The sequence below is a fragment of the Jeotgalibacillus proteolyticus genome, assembly GCF_050107735.1.
GTDB lineage: Bacteria > Bacillota > Bacilli > Bacillales > Jeotgalibacillaceae > Jeotgalibacillus > Jeotgalibacillus proteolyticus_A.
On the sequence record NZ_JBNILO010000001.1, the window covers coordinates 20,139 to 38,224 of the forward strand.

17 protein-coding genes are annotated in these 18,086 nt (G+C 43.3%); 13 read left to right on the forward strand and 4 right to left on the reverse strand.

Features of this window, described 5'->3' with window-relative positions:
* Positions 1 to 158: 158 nt before the first annotated feature.
* A complete protein-coding gene (locus ACQCT8_RS00125; protein WP_426867678.1) occupies positions 159 to 1,661 on the reverse strand; it encodes a phosphodiester glycosidase family protein in 1,503 nt (500 codons plus the stop codon).
* Positions 1,662 to 1,812: 151 nt separating this feature from the next.
* Positions 1,813 to 2,028, reverse strand: a complete 216-nt coding sequence (locus tag ACQCT8_RS00130; protein ID WP_426868276.1) for a 2-hydroxymuconate tautomerase — start codon at positions 2,026 to 2,028, stop codon at positions 1,813 to 1,815.
* A gap of 133 nt (positions 2,029 to 2,161) precedes the next feature.
* Between ACQCT8_RS00130 and ACQCT8_RS00135 the strand changes: the two genes are divergently transcribed.
* Both ACQCT8_RS00135 and ACQCT8_RS00140 read left to right on the forward strand, forming a co-directional pair.
* Positions 2,162 to 2,812, forward strand: coding sequence for a site-2 protease family protein (locus ACQCT8_RS00135; RefSeq protein WP_426867679.1), 651 nt, complete (start codon positions 2,162 to 2,164; stop codon positions 2,810 to 2,812).
* Positions 2,813 to 2,832: 20 nt separating this feature from the next.
* Complete coding sequence (locus tag ACQCT8_RS00140) at positions 2,833 to 3,345, forward strand: YwhD family protein (protein WP_426867680.1); 513 nt, start codon at positions 2,833 to 2,835, stop codon at positions 3,343 to 3,345.
* A 179-nt stretch (positions 3,346 to 3,524) separates the two neighbouring features.
* Here the strand turns inward: ACQCT8_RS00140 and ACQCT8_RS00145 are convergent, their stop codons facing one another.
* A complete protein-coding gene (locus tag ACQCT8_RS00145; RefSeq protein WP_426867681.1) occupies positions 3,525 to 5,615 on the reverse strand; it encodes a transglycosylase domain-containing protein in 2,091 nt (696 codons plus the stop codon).
* 389 nt (positions 5,616 to 6,004) lie between these two features.
* Between ACQCT8_RS00145 and speE the strand changes: the two genes are divergently transcribed.
* The 10 genes from speE to ACQCT8_RS00195 all read left to right on the forward strand — a co-directional run bounded on the left by speE (position 6,005) and on the right by ACQCT8_RS00195 (position 15,159).
* The gene (gene speE / locus ACQCT8_RS00150; protein WP_278239826.1) at positions 6,005 to 6,835 is read left to right on the forward strand and encodes a spermidine synthase; all 831 of its coding nucleotides are present in this window, start codon (positions 6,005 to 6,007) and stop codon (positions 6,833 to 6,835) included.
* 12 nt (positions 6,836 to 6,847) lie between these two features.
* Complete coding sequence (speB, locus tag ACQCT8_RS00155; RefSeq protein WP_426867682.1) at positions 6,848 to 7,720, forward strand: agmatinase; 873 nt, start codon at positions 6,848 to 6,850, stop codon at positions 7,718 to 7,720.
* Between the two features lie 169 nt (positions 7,721 to 7,889).
* Positions 7,890 to 8,324, forward strand: a complete 435-nt coding sequence (locus ACQCT8_RS00160; RefSeq protein ID WP_426867683.1) for a DUF1934 domain-containing protein — start codon at positions 7,890 to 7,892, stop codon at positions 8,322 to 8,324.
* Positions 8,321 to 9,991: an arginine--tRNA ligase gene (gene argS / locus ACQCT8_RS00165; RefSeq protein WP_426867684.1), complete on the forward strand. Its 1,671-nt coding sequence runs from the start codon at positions 8,321 to 8,323 to the stop codon at positions 9,989 to 9,991. The genes ACQCT8_RS00160 and argS overlap by 4 nt, the downstream gene beginning before the upstream one ends.
* A 126-nt stretch (positions 9,992 to 10,117) precedes the next feature.
* Positions 10,118 to 11,029, forward strand: coding sequence for a hypothetical protein (locus ACQCT8_RS00170; RefSeq protein WP_426867685.1), 912 nt, complete (start codon positions 10,118 to 10,120; stop codon positions 11,027 to 11,029).
* A 206-nt stretch (positions 11,030 to 11,235) separates the two neighbouring features.
* Positions 11,236 to 11,889, forward strand: a complete 654-nt coding sequence (locus ACQCT8_RS00175; protein ID WP_426867686.1) for a class I SAM-dependent methyltransferase — start codon at positions 11,236 to 11,238, stop codon at positions 11,887 to 11,889.
* A gap of 86 nt (positions 11,890 to 11,975) precedes the next feature.
* Positions 11,976 to 12,449 (forward strand): S-ribosylhomocysteine lyase, encoded by a 474-nt coding sequence (locus ACQCT8_RS00180; RefSeq protein WP_426867687.1) that lies wholly within the window; start codon positions 11,976 to 11,978, stop codon positions 12,447 to 12,449.
* Complete coding sequence (cysK, locus tag ACQCT8_RS00185; protein WP_426867688.1) at positions 12,450 to 13,373, forward strand: cysteine synthase A; 924 nt, start codon at positions 12,450 to 12,452, stop codon at positions 13,371 to 13,373. It abuts the gene before it with no gap.
* A 3-nt stretch (positions 13,374 to 13,376) separates the two neighbouring features.
* Positions 13,377 to 14,513 carry a bifunctional cystathionine gamma-lyase/homocysteine desulfhydrase gene (locus tag ACQCT8_RS00190; RefSeq protein ID WP_426867689.1) on the forward strand — a complete coding sequence of 379 codons (1,137 nt, stop codon included), beginning with the start codon at positions 13,377 to 13,379 and terminating at the stop codon, positions 14,511 to 14,513.
* A gap of 133 nt (positions 14,514 to 14,646) precedes the next feature.
* Positions 14,647 to 15,159, forward strand: a complete 513-nt coding sequence (locus ACQCT8_RS00195; protein WP_426867690.1) for a hypothetical protein — start codon at positions 14,647 to 14,649, stop codon at positions 15,157 to 15,159.
* Between the two features lie 72 nt (positions 15,160 to 15,231).
* Here ACQCT8_RS00195 and ACQCT8_RS00200 read toward each other — a convergent pair whose 3' ends face one another.
* Positions 15,232 to 16,536 carry an MFS transporter gene (locus ACQCT8_RS00200; RefSeq protein ID WP_426867691.1) on the reverse strand — a complete coding sequence of 435 codons (1,305 nt, stop codon included), beginning with the start codon at positions 16,534 to 16,536 and terminating at the stop codon, positions 15,232 to 15,234.
* Between the two features lie 136 nt (positions 16,537 to 16,672).
* Between ACQCT8_RS00200 and ACQCT8_RS00205 the strand changes: the two genes are divergently transcribed.
* On the forward strand, positions 16,673 to 17,923 hold the full coding sequence (locus tag ACQCT8_RS00205; RefSeq protein WP_426867692.1) for a helix-turn-helix domain-containing protein: 1,251 nt from the start codon (positions 16,673 to 16,675) through the stop codon (positions 17,921 to 17,923).
* Positions 17,924 to 18,086 lie beyond the last annotated feature (163 nt).

Below are 18,086 nucleotides of genomic sequence, written 5' to 3' on the forward strand. Positions count from 1 at the left end.
ATGCCTTTTTATATTGCCTTAATTTGTTCATGGTTATAGTGGTGAATATAATGCGCTGTTTTACCTTGAAGATGCTCTAAACTCTTAAGTATCTCATATAAAGTAAAACTGTTTTTATAATCCAAGGAGTATTGAGCTGCAGGAAATAGTATTTAGGTTTATTGATCATCTAATGCAACTGGACGTGTGAAAATGAGTGCATCTCCAATCGCGCGCTCACCTGCTTGATCTGAAGGGGAATTGACGAGTTTATGATCGATAACCATCGACGTCGAACCTCCTCCGTCTAGATTCATTCCATCGATAGCGCCTAATTCTTTAAGCAATAGGGCACTTTCGTAAAAGCTGAGCCCTATGCTTTTCTCAGGGTTTCGCCCATCTGCTGTGATAAATAAGACATTCCCATTATCTTTTATCCCAACTAAAGTCCGGGGATGGCGGTTCAGGCCAAAGTAGTAGTAAAACGAAGAACTCCACTGAAAACCTTCTCTTTGAGGTGAAATAGATATCGATCCGTCCTTTATCAGGGCAGGAGCTCCATTTACGATAAATGCCTCTTCAGAAATTTCCATCTCTGAGCCATCTGTGTAAACTGAAGAATGGACCTTAAAGCGGGTTCCAACTTTTGCATTCTGATCAAACCACTGGGTTTCTTCTCCGGTGGCTGAAATGATGCTCCCATTCTCAGGGATTGGGTTGTCTCCATTATCATGTATGCTTGTAACTAAGCCAGCTTCATCAAGAACAATTTCAAGCTGGTTGCCCTCGGGTGTTCTTTCACCGAACAAGCTAGTAAAGACGATCAATTCATTCTTTTTTGTGCAGGTTACATCATGTTTAGGTTTTGTTAACTCCCCATGAATAAAACCGCCGCAATTTCGAATAAGCCCCGGCTGGCGATTAATGCCATGAATCCTTTTAAAATCACCGTTTGGGGTTTCAACCTTTAAGCTGGAACGTGCCTCCTTAATATCTGGAGTGTTTCCCTTAAAGGATAAAATAGTTCTATTACCGGCTGCTTCACTTATGATCTCACCATTTAAGATAGTCAGTCCTGCAGGTGTCCCTGGGACGCCATCTTCTTCTTCCATCACGAAATAACCACCATTTATTGCTGCCAGAGCATTTTTACGTGATGATATTTTAGTCAGTTTTTCTCGTCCTGAAATTTGATCAAGCGCCAGTCCGTTTTTTATAGTGCCTTTAAATTTAGTAGGATTAAGCTCAAGTATATGTATTTCCAAAGGACCTGAAAGTTGTGTGGTTCCTTCATATAAAGAGTAAGTAATTTGGGCAGCTTCAAAACCATGATCCTGAAGGTCACTAAGCCGTTTTTCGGCCTGTGAGGAATTCTCAAATTTTCCACTTCTCACAACATAGCCAATCATTCGCTCAGGTGAAATTGGGTCAGACACAGGGTGAATCCAGGTATCAAATCCCTTAGCATCAAGCTCGATTTTTATATTTTCTGCTTTCGTCCTATCCTCGTAAAAACCGGCATCTACCGTATAATATGCAGAATTGGAAGAAGCGGGGATGCTGATAAATTCATGAGAAAGTCCCGTTGAAATCTGATTGACACTGCTTTCAGCGAAGAAGTCAGAAGGAAATGGTGTGTCGGGAATTTTCTGGTGATCCTCTTCAGGAGCTGGATTAGACATTTGTGTACATCCTGATAAAATAGTAATGAACAAAAAAAGACAGCCTATATTTAGTAATAAAGCAGGGGGCATTCTGAATTCCTCCCTTCATTCAATTATTGATACAGACTAATACTATACCCGAATTTAGATTAATTCGGGTATAGTTTTTTCAGTCCTCATCACTCAGACGCTTGCCTCCGACAGCATAATGGCTCTTCGTCATTTCTTCAATAAAGACGACTACTTTTTCTACAGGTGCACCTGTTGTTTCGGTTACAGCTTCGGTTACTTTCTCCACCAGCGCTTTTTTCTGTTCTTCAGAACGGCCTTCAATCATTTTAACGGTTACATAAGGCATGTAAGTATCTCCTCTCTTTAGATGAATTTCAGCATCGTGTTCTTGATTCAAAATATGATACAATCAAATCAATCAGCCGCTGCTTCTTTTAGTGTAAACGACCTTGACGATAACACAAGCAGGATGCACGCATGACGGTCGGAGGAAAGGAAGTGGCAGTGTGTTTTCTTTATTTAATCAACCGGAACAAATTGTTTATATAAGTATTACGCTCTTAGTGGCTTTTACCCTGCATGAATTTGCTCATGCGTATGTCGCATGGAAATTTGGCGATCCAACAGCAAAAAATCAGGGGAGACTGACGTTTAATCCGTTAAAGCATCTTGATCCTATAGGAACGATTTTAATTTTTATCATTGGGTTTGGCTGGGCGAAGCCCGTGCCTGTTAACCGGTTTTATTTTAAACAGCCCCGGTTCGCAGGTGTACTCGTATCAATTGCGGGGCCGCTGACAAATCTTCTTATAGCATTTGCCGCTCAAGGGGTTTACATAGCACTGGTTGTTTCAGGTGTTCAGGTGCCGGCGTTTTTTTCCGGTCTTCTCATGACCATGGTGGGGTTGAACATTGTGTTATTTGTCTTTAATTTAATTCCTCTCCCACCATTGGATGGCTACAGAATTATTGAGGATTTAGTGCCTGCCAGAATCAGGCCGAAGCTGACTCAATATGAACCATACGGCGGAATTCTTTTTCTCATTATTGCCATTACACCGCTCAGCAGTTACACGATAACACCCCTTTTTAATACAGTCGTCCCGGCTGTTCGTGACACAATTACGATGTTCATTGCACTTTTGCTGGGATTATAACGGAATAGGAGTGAACGAAAATGACCGAAAAAAAGAAAAAAAATATAGGGTTTAACATAATTAAAAATGATCCGACAGACGGGCATGGAGGGTTTGGCATTGGCGCACTGAGCCTGGACAATGTTTCTCCGGTTATCGTCGATGTAAATGAAGGAGAAGCAGAAATCGATGTTGGCGCCATGCATGCAAGATCCAAGGCAGAAAGAGGCGTGAAGTTTACGCAAAATCGTGAAGACTCTGAAGGCGGCAAGCCGTACTGGCTGGTCTGGGTGACGATTGACCGGAAACAGGAAGGCCCCTATTATGCGGGTGTTACAGCCTGTGAAATGATCGTAAACCGGGAAAAAAGAAGAGGCTACAAGTTGCTGCCGGAGCATGTAAATTTGATGGACAAATCAATGAAAAGGAAAATCGTTGTCGATAAAATGGATGACAAATCAAAGAAAATCCTGTCAGAATTTTTAAAGGCTCATAATGAAGAGATGTGGAAGCACTCGGATGCAGCCTTACATGAAGCGCTTCAAACGAATTGACGAATAAATCACGTGAACAAATTGTGACGTTTTCCGTAAAAATGGTATCCTATATTGCTCTAATTGTCGAAACGGAGTACACTACTAATACAGTTGCATGAATGTGTAACTAGGACAAAAAAGCCCCGAGGCCGCACACCTCGGGGTTTTTTCTATTTAATTTTTATGTCAGTAAAGCCTTAAAACCATCGATCTAAAAACCAGGTATCGGCATCTGCTTCCTCAATCTCCTCAGGCTCTTCCGGAGGTGTCATGACCGGCTCTCCCGGTGCTTCGCTTTCCTCACCAGTCTGATTTGAGCAGGCCTCAACGGGTTCTGTTTTTGATAAAAAGTAGGCAGTGCGCTGTCCTTCACACTCTTCAGATGAAAGCAGTCCGGAGTGCGGGTCGATATTAACAGCGACCACGCCGTCTGGCGGAACAAAGTATTCTTCCTTTGAACCTTCTAAAGCCCGCTCCATAAAACGGATCCAGACTAATTTAGAGATTGCTTTATCCTCATTTAATGTAATCTCTGTTCCTTCATCATACCCTGTCCAGATTCCCGCTGTGAGAGAAGGGGAGAATCCAATCATCCACTGATCAGAATTAGTGGTGCCCGATTTTGCGCCGTATTCTCTCGTTTTTTCGTTCAGCAGGGTAATGCCTGTAACAGTGGAGTAATCATTTAAAGCCGGGTCAAATGTGCCTGTCAGCATATGAGACATCACAAAGGCGATGTCTGAATCAACCGCTTTGACCGGTTTTTCTTTATGCTCATAGATTACTTTCCCATCTGCTGTTTCCACTCTGCGGACAAAAACAGGCTTTGTACGTTTTCCTCCATTAGCAAAAACATTGTATGCATTGACCATTTGAAGCGGAACTACTTCAGAGGTTCCGAGAGCTGCTGCAGGGCGGTTGTCTATTTTTGTTTCCAGTCCAAACCGTTTACCAGCTTGACTCAGCACATTATGGCCTAGAAACTCATGCGTTTTGACCGCGTAAATATTATCGGAAATGGCAAGCGCCTGGGCTAAAGTAATGTCGTCATTTGCAAATTTATGATTAAAATTCAAGGGTGAATATTCGCTGTTGCCGTTATCATACGTAAAAGTCGTTGGTTCACTTCGCATGGTCGTTGCCGGTGTAAAGCCATGCTCGAGTGCCGCTGTATATAAAATGGGCTTTAGCGTTGACCCTGGCTGACGGACGGCTTGGGTCATGCGGTTAAAGGGGCTTGAATCATAGTCCTTACCGCCTATTAAAGCCTCTACATACCCGTTTTTGGGATCTAATGCAGCAAAGCCAACCTCAATTTTTGATTTTTCGGGTACAACCTCACTCATCACTTCTTCAGCAATTTTCTGTTTTTCAGGATCCAGCGTGGTGTAAATTTTCAGTCCGCCGTACTTTAAGTAATGAGGTTCCAGTCCAATTTCTCCTTCAAGCTCGGCCCAGACCGCGTCTTGAAAATAAGGAGCAAGATCCTCCGTTTCATCTGCATGGACACCTGTCACCTTAACCTCTTCCAGTTTCGCTTCGTCTGCTTCCGCTTCTGAAATCGCTCCGTTGGATATCATTTCATCCAGGATCAGCTCCTGACGCTCCTTTGCGTTGTCATAATAATTGACAGGTGAATAGCCGGAAGGTGATTTTGGGATGCCGGCAAGCATGGCGGCTTCCGCTAATGTGAGATCTTCTGCTGCTTTATCAAAGTAAAACTGACTGGCAGCTTCAATCCCGTAAGCGCCATGACCGTAATAAATGGTATTTAAATAACCTTCTAAAATGGTGTCTTTATCATAATTCCATTCCAGCCGAACGGTATAAAGTGCTTCATTAAATTTTCTGGACCAGGTTTTATCATGTGAAAGATAAAGATTCCGGGCATACTGCTGAGAGATCGTGCTCGCTCCCTGAACCTTGGCCATGGCCTGAATATCAGCTACAACAGCTCCGGCGATCCGCTTATAATCAAACCCGTTATGAGAGAAAAACTTTCGATCTTCTATCGCAATCGTCGCATCAATCGCATCAGGTGCTATTTTATCCAGCGGCTGCCAGTATCGTTTTTCCCCTGAATGATGCTCCCCGATTGGTTCGTCACCGGCAGAATAAAGGATCGTGGACTGACTGACTGCCACGGATGGCGGACCGGTCGTTTTCGCGTAAAAATATAAGCCGACGACTAATAAGCTCCATAATCCTGCCGCGAGAACGATGGACAACAAACTATATCGCAGCGCTTTGCCAGCTTTTCTGCGCTTTCTCCTTTCTAATCTTCCCATAATTCCTACCCCCAGGCGTCTTTTACGTTAGTATGAGCGGAATGAGCAAAATTTAAACTCTGATTCCATTGGTCGAGTCATGTTAGAGATAGATTTAGTGCTTTTTCTATCATTTCAAGAACAGAAGACGACTCCTCTGTTAAAAATTGCTTTAACACAGGGTCCCAGTCAGCTCAGCAAGTACCAAGAGGAGTCCAGGTATTTCCATGTGTGAACAGATTCATATTTCAGTACTGACCCAGTAAAATATCACTTGTATTTCTGCTGGATATCTCTATAATTTTTGATGTGTGTTTTTTATTTTGTGAGAGTGGAAAACAATGCATAGAACGACACAAATCCAAGAACAAACCCGATGATAAATATAGAGTAATAAAGGAGAATGCAAAATGGCAGGATTTTGGTTTACAGAAAAACAAACAGAAAACTTCGGTATTACAATGAAAGTAAATAAAACTCTTCACACAGAAAAAACGGATTTTCAGCATCTTGAAATGGCTGAAACTGCTGAATGGGGCAATATGCTATTTCTTGACGGCATGGTTATGACCTCTCAGCGCGACGAATTTGTTTATCATGAAATGGTGGCGCATGTACCGCTTTTCACTCATCCGAATCCTGAGAACGTTCTTGTTGTAGGCGGAGGAGACGGCGGTGTCATCCGTGAAGTATTAAAGCATCCTTCCGTTAAAAAAGCTACTTTAGTTGAAATTGACGGCAAAGTGATAGAGTACTCGAAAAAGTTTTTGCCGGAAATTGCCGGCGGTCTTGACGATGCACGTGTTGAAGTGATCGTAGGCGACGGATTCATGCATATTGCTGAGAGTGAAAATGAATTTGACGTGATTATGGTCGATTCAACGGAACCTGTTGGACCTGCTGTCAATCTATTTACAAAAGGCTTTTATTCAGGTATTTCAAAAGCGTTAAAAGAAGATGGAATTTTTGTTGCTCAATCAGACAACCCATGGTTTAAGGCGGATTTAATTAAGCAGGTTATGAGCGATGTGAAGGAGATCTTCCCAATAACACGCCTGTACACAGCCAATATTCCAACCTACCCAAGCGGTCTTTGGGCGTTTACTCTTGGGTCCAAAAAACATGATCCGCTAAAAGTTGCTGAAGAACGCTTTCATGACATTGAGACGAAATACTATACCAAAGAGTTACACAATGCGTCATTTGTTCTGCCGAAATTCGTGAAAGATTTGACGGAATAGGAGGGAAACGAGATGCGTTTTGATGAAGCTTATTCTGGAAATGTGTTTATAAAAAGCCATTCAAGTTATGAGGACGCGCAGGCCGTGATCTACGGAATGCCGATGGACTGGACGGTCAGCTACCGTCCAGGCTCCCGTTTTGGGCCGTCGCGCATCCGTGAAGTATCCATTGGACTTGAAGAATACAGCCCGTATTTGGATCGCGAGCTTGAAGAGGTAAAATATTTTGACGCTGGGGACATTCCACTTCCATTTGGAAATCCTTATAAGAGTATTGATTTAATTGAAGAGTATATTGATGGTTTAATGGCAGATGGCAAATTTCCTTTAGGAATGGGCGGGGAGCATCTGGTTTCCTGGCCGGTCATGAAGGCAGTGGCGAAAAAATACCCGGATCTTGCGATTATTCATATGGATGCCCACACGGACCTTCGTACAGATTACGAAGGAGAGCCGCTTTCCCATTCTACGCCAATTCGGAAAATAGCCGAGCATATCGGTCCCCGAAACGTCTATTCATTTGGAATCCGTTCCGGAATGAAAGAAGAGTTTGATTGGGCCAGAGAAAATGGCATGCATATTTCCAAATTTGAGGTACTTGAGCCATTAAAAGAAATTCTGCCATCTCTCAAAGGCCGCCCGGTGTACGTAACCATTGACATCGATGTACTTGATCCTGCTCACGCACCTGGCACAGGCACAGTGGACGCTGGAGGCATTACGTCACGTGAGCTGCTTGCCTCTATTCATGCAATAGCAGGATCAGACGTAAAGGTAGTTGGGGCAGACCTTGTAGAAGTGGCACCAATTTATGATCCTTCCGAACAAACAGCGAACACAGCAAGCAAGCTGCTGCGCGAAATGATCTTAGGATGGATTAAATAAGAAAACCGCAATCTGCCGGATGAGCCTCCGGCAGATTGTTTACGTTCTGCTGCTAAAAATGTACATTGCAATTCATAACAAACATTCTTATAATGGAAAGGTTAGAAAAAAGGCATACTGGAATATACAAGTTTTACTTTCAGTATGTTCGGTGAAAGGAGTGAAAAAAGTGGAAAACTCAACACCCGTCCATATTGAATTGACAACGGTGATTACTCAGCCAGACGGTTCTAAGGAAGAGTTCACACTTACTTCAGCCGGTGAATGGATGACAAAAAACAAAATTGATTATTTAAAATATGAAGAATCACAGGAAGCGGGAACGGTGCGGACGATTGTTAAAATGGAAGAAGACCAGGCAGTAATCCTGCGCAGCGGCGCTTTGAAAATGAGACTCGCTTTCCGCACAGGGGAGGCCATGATGAGTACATATGAAAGTGAATATGGCACGTTATCTCTTGTTACGGAAACGAAGCGCTACACTCACCGCGCAACCGGAGGCAATGCAGGAACATTTCACGTGAACTACGGCCTGGAGATGGCTGGAAGCCCGGTCGGAAACTACGATATGACAATTAAGTATAAGGAGGCTGTATCAAAATGACCATTGTGTTAAATGTCCAGGAAAATGTGAAGCAGGAAATCAAAGCAGCGGTAATAAAAGCGGGTTTAGCGTCAGAAGAGCAGCTGCCGGAAGTGGTGCTTGAAACACCGAAAGATAAAGCAAATGGAGACTTTTCAACCAATATGGCGATGCAGCTCGCGCGAATTGCGAAAAAAGCCCCGCGTGCCATTGCAGAAGGCATTGTAGAGCATTTTGATGCATCCAAAGCCTCCATTCAAAAAATCGACATTGCCGGACCTGGATTTATAAACTTTTATATGGATAATACTTATCTAAATAACTTAATTCCAGCAATTCTCGAAGCAGGTGAAGCTTACGGGGACACGGACGCCGGCAGAGGCCGGAAAATACAGGTGGAATTTGTTTCAGCAAATCCGACAGGCGATCTTCACCTTGGTCATGCAAGGGGAGCCGCTGTAGGAGATTCTCTTTGCAGTGTTCTTGCTAAAGCGGGCTATGATGTTTCACGGGAATATTACATTAATGATGCAGGAAATCAAATACACAATTTAGCTATTTCAGTGGAAGCGCGCTACTTCCAGGCGCTTGGCCGGGAAAAAGAAATGCCTGAAGACGGCTATCAGGGAGCAGACATCATTGGGATTGGTACGATGCTCGCAGATGAATTTGGAGACAAATACATTGATGCGCCGGAAGAAGAGCGATATGCGTTTTTCCGTGAATACGGATTAAAGTACGAGCTGAAAAAGCTTCAGGATGACCTTGAAGCATTCCGTGTTCCATTTGACGTATGGTTTTCAGAAACATCCTTATACAAAAATGGCAAAATTGACGCAGCTTTACGCACTTTAAAAGAGCGCGGTCATGTATATGAACAGGATGGCGCCACCTGGTTCCGTTCTACTGAGCTTGGAGACGACAAGGACCGTGTGCTGATTAAAAATGACGGCTCTTACACCTACCTGACGCCGGACCTTGCGTATCACCGGGATAAATTTGAACGTGGATTTGATAAAGTAATTAATATCTGGGGAGCAGACCATCACGGCTACATTCCACGCATGAAAGCGGCAGTCGAAGCGCTTGGCTATAATCGTGATGACCTTGAAGTAGCGGTTATTCAAATGGTTCAGCTGTATAAAGACGGAGAGAAAATGAAAATGAGCAAGCGTACCGGAAAAGCGGTAACAATGCGTGAGCTGGTAGATGAGGTTGGTCTTGATGCTGTCCGTTACTTTTTTGCGATGCGCAGCGGAGATTCACATATGGACTTTGATCTCGATTTGGCTGTATCACAATCCAATGAAAATCCGGTTTACTATGCACAGTATGCACATGCCCGCATCTGCAGCATTATCCGTCAGGCAGAAGAACAAGGAATCGACCTGTCAACACCGGCTGATTTATCGTTAATTGGCACAGAAAAAGAAGTAGACCTGCTGAAAAAGCTTGGCGACTTCCCACAGGTTGTTGGAGATGCAGCCGAACTGCGCACACCGCATAGAATTGCTACGTATATCAACGAAACAGCAGCGGCATTTCACAGTTTTTACAATGCAAACAAAGTGCTCGATGCAGACTCGCCTGAACGCACCAAGGCGCGCCTGCAATTAATACAATCTGTTCGTCAGACTCTTAAGAACGCGCTGAAATTAATTGGCGTGGAAGCACCTGACAAAATGTAATGACCGACAGCATTGAATCCATTGGATTTAATGCTGTTTCTTATTGGAAGAACATGTTATTGAAGGATGTAAGAAAAAAGGATTCCAGCAATTTTTCACGAAGTAGTATAAAAAAGGGGGGATTAGATGAATATACTGGCTAAACATTTAACTAAGGATCAGGTGACAGCCATTCATTTATATATTCAACGGGAGGCACGCGAACTGGATAGAGCCTTCCATTTTTTTCGGCAGGGGGAGGGAACAGGTGAAGAAGTAGTCCGCGCACTGCAGCACTATCAAAATGCAGACGGTGGATTTGGCCATGCACTTGAACCTGACAGCCGGCTGCTGGATTCCTCAGTCCTGAATACGACTTTAGCGCTTCAATTTCTCGTCCAGCTGCCAGTCGACAGTTCTCGCCCTATGATTAAGCAGGCACTTGAGTATTTGACTTCGCAATTTGACAGTGAAAAGGGAATCTGGCCTATCGTTCCACCGACTATTAATCATGTACCAAGGGCTCCCTGGTGGAATGTAAGTGAAACAGGCAAAACAGCCTTTGAAAAAACACCTGGAAATCCGGCGGCAGAAATACTGGGCTATCTACACTTTTATCGGGACCAGATATCGCCTGAACTAATAGAAAGAGTGGAACAGCTGGTTATGAAGAGATGGGACGACATTGAAAAATGGGATATGCATGAAGTTCAATGCTATTACCGGCTTGCCCAGCTTACAGACACAGAAGAAATTCAGCAGCGGATTATAGCAAAAATGTCTGATCATCTGCACGATATATTCGCTCTTTCCAAGGATCAATGGTCATCATACGGTTTGCAGCCTATCGCACTAATCAATCAGAAACAGTCATTTTTGTACAGCGAATTGGAGGAAGTAGTGGAAGAAAATGCCTACTGGTACGCTGCCAAGCTCACCCAAGATGGCTGCTTTGAACCAGCGTGGGAGTGGGGACAATATCCCGTGGAATGGCAGCAGGCAAAAAAAGAATGGTCCAGCTACCTCACCGTCACTGCCTGCCATCCTTTTAAAGTGTGATGGTGTGTTGCTTTAAAGTACAAAAGGGGCCTGGCCCCTTTTGTACTTTAAAGGATTACTCATAGGATTTCCAAAAGGATTAACCATAAGAGGGCTTCTGTCATGAAAGATGACAGGGCCTTTCTTTTTTGCTAAAATAAGCACCGACCCTTCTTATTCCGAGTATATTGGTAAGAATACTTAAAATTGAATGGAGCGTGCAAATCATGGGTCGTGAATTTGTAGAAATTTTTGATGAGTGGATCGATAGCTATGATGAATCTGTAAGCGGCAAAGACGAGGAGTACCGTGAAGTATTTGCCGGCTACGATACTATATTGCAAAAAGTTGCGGATGCAGCGCAGGGGCTGACGGTGGAGTTTGGCGTTGGCACCGGGAATTTAACAGAGAAGCTTTTGAAAAAAGGGATTAAGGTAGTGGGCATTGAACCGAATGCGGCAATGAGAGCGCATACCAAACAGCGTTTTCCAGAGCTGCAGATAGAGGACGGCGACTTCACGAGCTTTCCGCTTCCTGAAGAGCCGGTGCAAACTCTGGTCAGCACGTATGCGTTTCATCATCTAACTGATGAGGAAAAGAAAGAAGCCGTGCTTTACTACCGAAAAGTACTTTCTGAGGACGGTCAGGTTGTGTTTGCAGATACGATGTTCGAAAATGACATTGCCCGCAAAAAGCAGTGGGAAAAAGTAGAGGCTCAAGGGTACATCAACCTTCTTGAAGATTTAAAGAGGGAGTATTATACAACTAAGCCGATCATGGAGGCATTGTTTCAGGAAGCCGGTTTTACTGTTTCCTTTACTCAACTAAATGATTACGTGTGGCTGATCCACGCTAAAAAAGCGGAGGATTTCACCGGCTAAATTCAATGGCTTTCTCTGTACAGCGAATAAATGAAGCTATAAGATAAAGACAACGAACTAAATTTGCGAAAAGGGGAGAATCAACCATGACTAAAAAAATGAATGTAGAAAGCTTTAACCTTGACCATACAAAAGTAGCAGCTCCATATGTAAGACTTGTAGGTGTAACGTCAGGACACAACGGAGACGAAATTCATAAGTACGATGTTCGCTTTAAACAGCCGAATAAAGAGCATATGAAAATGGATGGCCTTCATTCAATCGAGCATTTAATGGCAGAGAATATCCGCAATCATATGACAAATGTGATCGATATCGGTCCTATGGGCTGCCAGACAGGGTTTTATTTATCTGTCATCAATCATGACAACTACGATGAAGTTCTGGACGTGCTGGAAAAAACGTTAAACGATGTACTCGAAGCCACGGAAGTGCCTGCCTGCAATGAAGTGCAATGCGGCTGGGCAGCGAATCACAGCTTAGAAGGTGCGAAGGAAATTGCCCGTGACATGCTGGCGAAGCGTGATGAGTGGAAGGATGTTTTTGGTGAGGAAGCGTAAATGAATGTAGCAAAAAATGTGCAAGCTTTGATTGGGAAAACACCAATCGTTGAACTATCTAATATTTCTATTCCAAATGGTGTACGCATTTTCGCCAAGCTGGAATTCTTCAATCCGGGCGGAAGTGTCAAAGACCGCCTTGGATTGGAGCTTATTGAGGATGCGATTCAAAGAGGAAAGCTGAAGCCCGGCGGCACCATCATTGAGCCAACCGCAGGAAACACAGGAATCGGTCTGGCTCTTGCAGCAGCAGGCAGGGGCTTTCAGGTAGTGTTTGTTGTGCCGGAAAAGTTCAGTGTGGAAAAGCAAACGCTGATGCGTGCACTTGGCGCGACGGTGGTAAATACACCAACTGAAAAAGGCATGCGGGGAGCCATTCAAAAGTCAGAAGAGCTGGTAAGGGAAACAGAAGGCTCCTTTTCTCCTGCTCAGTTTGGCAACCCAGCTAATCCAATGACGTATTATAAAACGATGGGTCCTGAAATCTGGCAGGACATGGACGGCAATGTAGACGTATTTGTCGCAGGAGCTGGCACCGGCGGAACATTCATGGGAACTGCCCGTTATATAAAAGAGCAGAACAGCAAGATTAAAACCGTAATTGTCGAGCCTGAAGGTTCAACGATTAATGGCGGGGAAAACGGTCCCCACAAGACAGAAGGAATCGGCATGGAGTTTTTACCGGATTACATGGACCGGTCGTATTTTAATGCAATTCACACAGTCGATGATGCGGATGCCTTTTACTGGGTTAAAGAGCTCGCCGCAAAAGAAGGTCTTCTTGTCGGCAGCTCGTCAGGTGCAGCGTTTCATGCAGCCCTGAAGGAAGCAGAGTCAGCGGAGCCTGGCGCACACATCGTTACCGTTTTTGCCGACAGCAGTGAACGGTACTTAAGTCAGAACATATACGAAGGTGGAATTTAGAATATGAAACCAAAAACAAAATTAATTCACGGCGGGATTTTTGGCGATGAAGCCACAGGCGCCGTTTCTACACCTATTTATCAGGTGAGCACATATAAGCAGGACGGCGTTGGCGGACTTCGCAACGGGTATGAGTATTCCCGTACAGGCAACCCGACCCGCCACGCATTGGAAGAATTGATTCGGGACCTTGAAAACGGGGTCGCAGGCTTTGCATTTGGATCAGGCATGGCGGCCATTTCCTCTGTCATGATGATGTTTGGCGCAGGATCTCACATTATTATGACCGATGACGTGTACGGCGGCTCTTTCCGTGTCATGACGAAAGTGTTAAACCAGCTAGGCATTGATTCGACGTTTGTTGACACGAGTAATCCGGAAAATGTAGCAGCTGCCGTACAGGAAAATACAAAAGCTGTATTCATTGAAACGCCGACGAATCCATTATTGAAAGTAACAGATATTGCTGCTGTATCAGCAGTGGCTAAAGAGCACGATTTACTGACGATTGTGGACAATACGTTTACGACTCCGTACTGGCAGACACCTATTGATCATGGTGCTGATATTGTTCTTCACAGCGCTACAAAATACATCGGCGGACACAGTGATGTGGTAGCAGGTCTGGTCGTTGTAAACTCAAGTGAACTGGCTGAACGAGTGCATTTTATGCAAAACTCAGTGGGAGCCATACTTGGACCACAGGATTCATGGCTGCTAATTAGAGGCTTGAAAACACTCGGACTCCGAATGGAAGAGCACGAAGTAAATGCGAAAGAAATTGTTGCCTTCTTAGAAAAGCACGAAGGCATTTCAAAAATTCACTATCCCGGCATTAAATCACACCCCGGCCATGAGATTGCTCAAAAGCAGTCGCGCGGATTTGGCGGGATGATCTCGTTTGATGTAGGAAGTGCTGAGAAAGCAGAAGCTGTATTGAACAAAGTGCGCTACTTCACGCTGGCAGAAAGTCTTGGAGCTGTCGAAAGCCTGATCTCTCTTCCGGCTAAAATGACGCATGCTTCCATTCCTCCGGAGCGCCGTGCTGAACTGGGCATTACGGACGGTTTGGTTCGAATTTCAGTAGGAATTGAAGACATTGAAGATTTACTCATAGATTTGGAACAGGCATTAGCCTGATGAAAAAAGTCGCCATTTGGCGGCTTTTTTTATGATTTTTTTCGACAGGATCAGGAAAGAATAAGAGGTATAATCAAAAAACAAAGCGAACGCTGCTTTTAGAACGTAAGAAAAACAGAGCGGAGGGGACCGGATGAAAGAGCAGAGGCGAAGAATGATTTTAGCCATTATCTTTTTCTTTTCAGTATTTTACGGCGTTATGGCCATCATTGAAACTATGGCCGGAACATTTGAAACCCCGGAAGAAGCCGTGGCAGCTGAAGTTTCAGCTGCAGCAGACTATACGATTGAATACAACAGGGACCACACGGTGGCAGCTGTGTTTACAGAAAACAGCGTTAATATCTTTCGAAAAGGGGTATTCGGGTGGAAGCACAGCTTTGGCGACAACCGCCCTCAGGACTACGCTACAGTTATTGAAAATGATGGAGAGTCCAAGCTGCTTTATGCCAAAGTCAATGAAAACACAGATAAAGTGTCACTGAAGGATGAAGAAGCGAAAGTATTTAAAACAAAAGACGGAGCGGGCTATTGGATTTTATTCGATCTGCCGGAAACGCTGGAGGAAATGGAGACTCTGCCCGTTTCCTACTTTGATGCTCAAGGAAAAATTGTGAACCAATATGAAGTGGAATTTATGGATTAACGTTTAACCCTATAAAGCACCTCAGAAGGCAGAAGTGAAATCTGTCTTCTGAGGTGCTTTATTAGCGATTGGTCAGGATGATAGACTTTCTGAAACCTCCTGAAGAGCGGGATTTGCCGGGAGAGGCTGATCCTTTATCCTGGATGCTCGCAAGCCATATAATGTGACTGAGAAAAGCATCCCGGCAGAAGCGAGTATAATCCATTGAGGGGACACAACATCATACAGGAATCCATAAAGGACTAATCCAATTGGGGAGATGCCAGTAGCAAGCATTTCCAGTAACCCGAATACACGTCCTCTGTAGCTTTCAGGAGTTGTTTTTTGAATAATAACCATAATGGGCGTGTTAATTATCACCATTAGTAAACCTATCATAAATCCGGTTGCCATGTAAAAACCAACAAAGCCAAAGTCAGGCATGGATACGAGCAATGGAACGGCTATCAAAGCAAACATGATTCCCAGCGACAGAAGACCTCCGCGTATAGTCCTGATGGGCTTTTTAAATTCAGGACGAGTTGCGATAAAAATGGATGTTAACAGGGTACCAACTCCCAGCATTGCTTCAATTAACCCTAATTGTTGAGAAGAAGCCTGCAGCACTTCGATGATAATAAAAGGAAGACCGACAGCCATTGCCATAAAGAAAAAATTCACCCAAAGGGCTACCGTCATAATCGCGAAAAGAACGTGATGATTTTTTACATAAATGGCTCCATCCTTAATGCTGCTAAACATGGAATGATTATTGGCCAAAGAAGCATTTTCTTCTGCAGCAGGCTTTTTAAATAAAGTAAAATGGATGTTTGCTTCAAGAATGGTGGCAATCCCATACGCTGCAGCGTGACAAAGTAAAAAAACTTCAATTGAAAAGTATCCGTACATCACACCGCCAAGAATGGGTCCTAGGATACTGGCAAGTGAGGTAGAGGACTGGGTCAGAGATACTGCACGCTGTATACGCGGCTCATCAATAAAGTTCGCAATAGCAGCTGTTAATCCGATTCCTGAAAAAGTGGCAAAGACAGACAAAAAAGCGGAGGTAAGATAAATAACGGGCAGGGACAAACCGTTGAGTAAGGTATAAATGAGAACGATCGCCATCGTCACAGTCATGAGAGCGTGAGAAGCTACTACAACAGGTTTTTTAGGCAGACGGTCCAAAATGTGTCCGGCGATCGGTGAAAAAATAATACGGGGAATCATGGAACAAAGCATCGTGATGGCAAAGCTGGAAGCAGAACCTGTCAATCCTAAAACAAATAACCCGATTCCGAACATATAAATATGAGCGCCGATTGTTCCGACAAATTCACTTCCGGTAAAAAGGAAAAGATTGCGGGTGGCTCGCTTGATTCGTTGAGTTTCACTCATCAATTTCATCTCCTATTTTTTACAGTTTAATTTAATTAAACTTATCGTAGCATCTTACTTCTTTCAATTCAAGATAAAGTTTAATATAATTAAACTATACAAAAGTAGTTAGTTTAGAGAAAGCAGTGGTGGCAGCATGAATGAACTTGGAGAACGCATCAAAGAGCTTCGTAAAGAAAAAGGAATGACGCTGGTTGAAGTTGCGGGTGATCAGCTCACAAAAGGAATGCTGAGTTTAATTGAAAACGGCAAAGCCAAGCCCTCGATGGAAAGCTTAGCGCATATTGCACGTCAGCTTGGAGTGGATGTGCATCTATTATTAGAGGAACGTTCCACTGAAGAAATTAAACAATTTTTAGTTCAAATAGAAAATCAAATTGAAGAAACGGAAAAAGAATTTTCTATAGAAGAAATAAAATATCCGATCGAGAAGATCTATGGAGAGATTCAATCTTTATATAAACAAAAACTACCCACGACCTATGAAACAGGACGTCTTTATGAAATCGGGGGAAGATGCTTATTAGTGCTAGAAAAATTTAAAGAAGCAAATACCACCATTTTGGAATCTATACGGATTTATGAATCATTACTTTTACACAATCAAGCGCTCAAAGCGAAAATCTTATTATTACATGCAGATATGAAGATGAGGCGCTTTAAAAAAGCATTGGACTATCTCCATACATTTAAAAAAGAATACGATTTGAACAACATCGTCATTGAACCTGTCGTGCAGATCGAATTGGATTATGCTGAAATAATCATTTTATTTGGCCTTGGCGAATACAGTCGTGGGAAAGAAGTGCTAAGCCGCCTTATTAAATACTCGAAACATAAACGTGTTTATTATTTAATGGATGATATATACCGGTTAGCTGCATTTAATGCACTGGTAAACATGGATGAAGAAAGTTTTAAGCATTATCTTAAAAAGTCAAGGCAGTTCGCACTTTTTACAGATAATGAAGATACGTTGGGCTCCGCTTTGTTTATTGAGGCGCACTATCACAATGAGTATACAAAAAATCATGATAAGGCATTAACCATTTTAGAGGAGTTAAAGAAATTAATTAAGGAAGCTACAGATAAAATGGGCGGCTATTTCTATTTGGAAAAAGGAAAAGCCCTTTACGGAAAAGGAATGATCGATGAGGCTTTAGAACAGTTTGCTTTATTTAAGCACCCGAGCTACGCCACACACCCTTTTGATTTGGCGATGATTTATACAATCGACAGCTACCGTGCACGCTGTTTTGCTCAAAAAGGCCAGCGGGAAAAAGCCATTCCTTACGCAGAAAAAGCGGTTGCCCAATTATCCTCACTTCCTCATAGTCCCTATCATGATTTTGCAGAAGAGACGCTTGATCAGCTACAGAACCAATAATGTTCAAACCTTTCATATGTGCAGAAACAAGCCTGCCGTGCTCGTTTAAGAGGGGTCGGCTTTTTTTCATGCATCAACTAATCGAACTGCTTGCATTATAAGGGAAAGCATATTATAATCAATTTAAACATCTCGAATTCAAGATAATTAAAAAGGAGAGCTA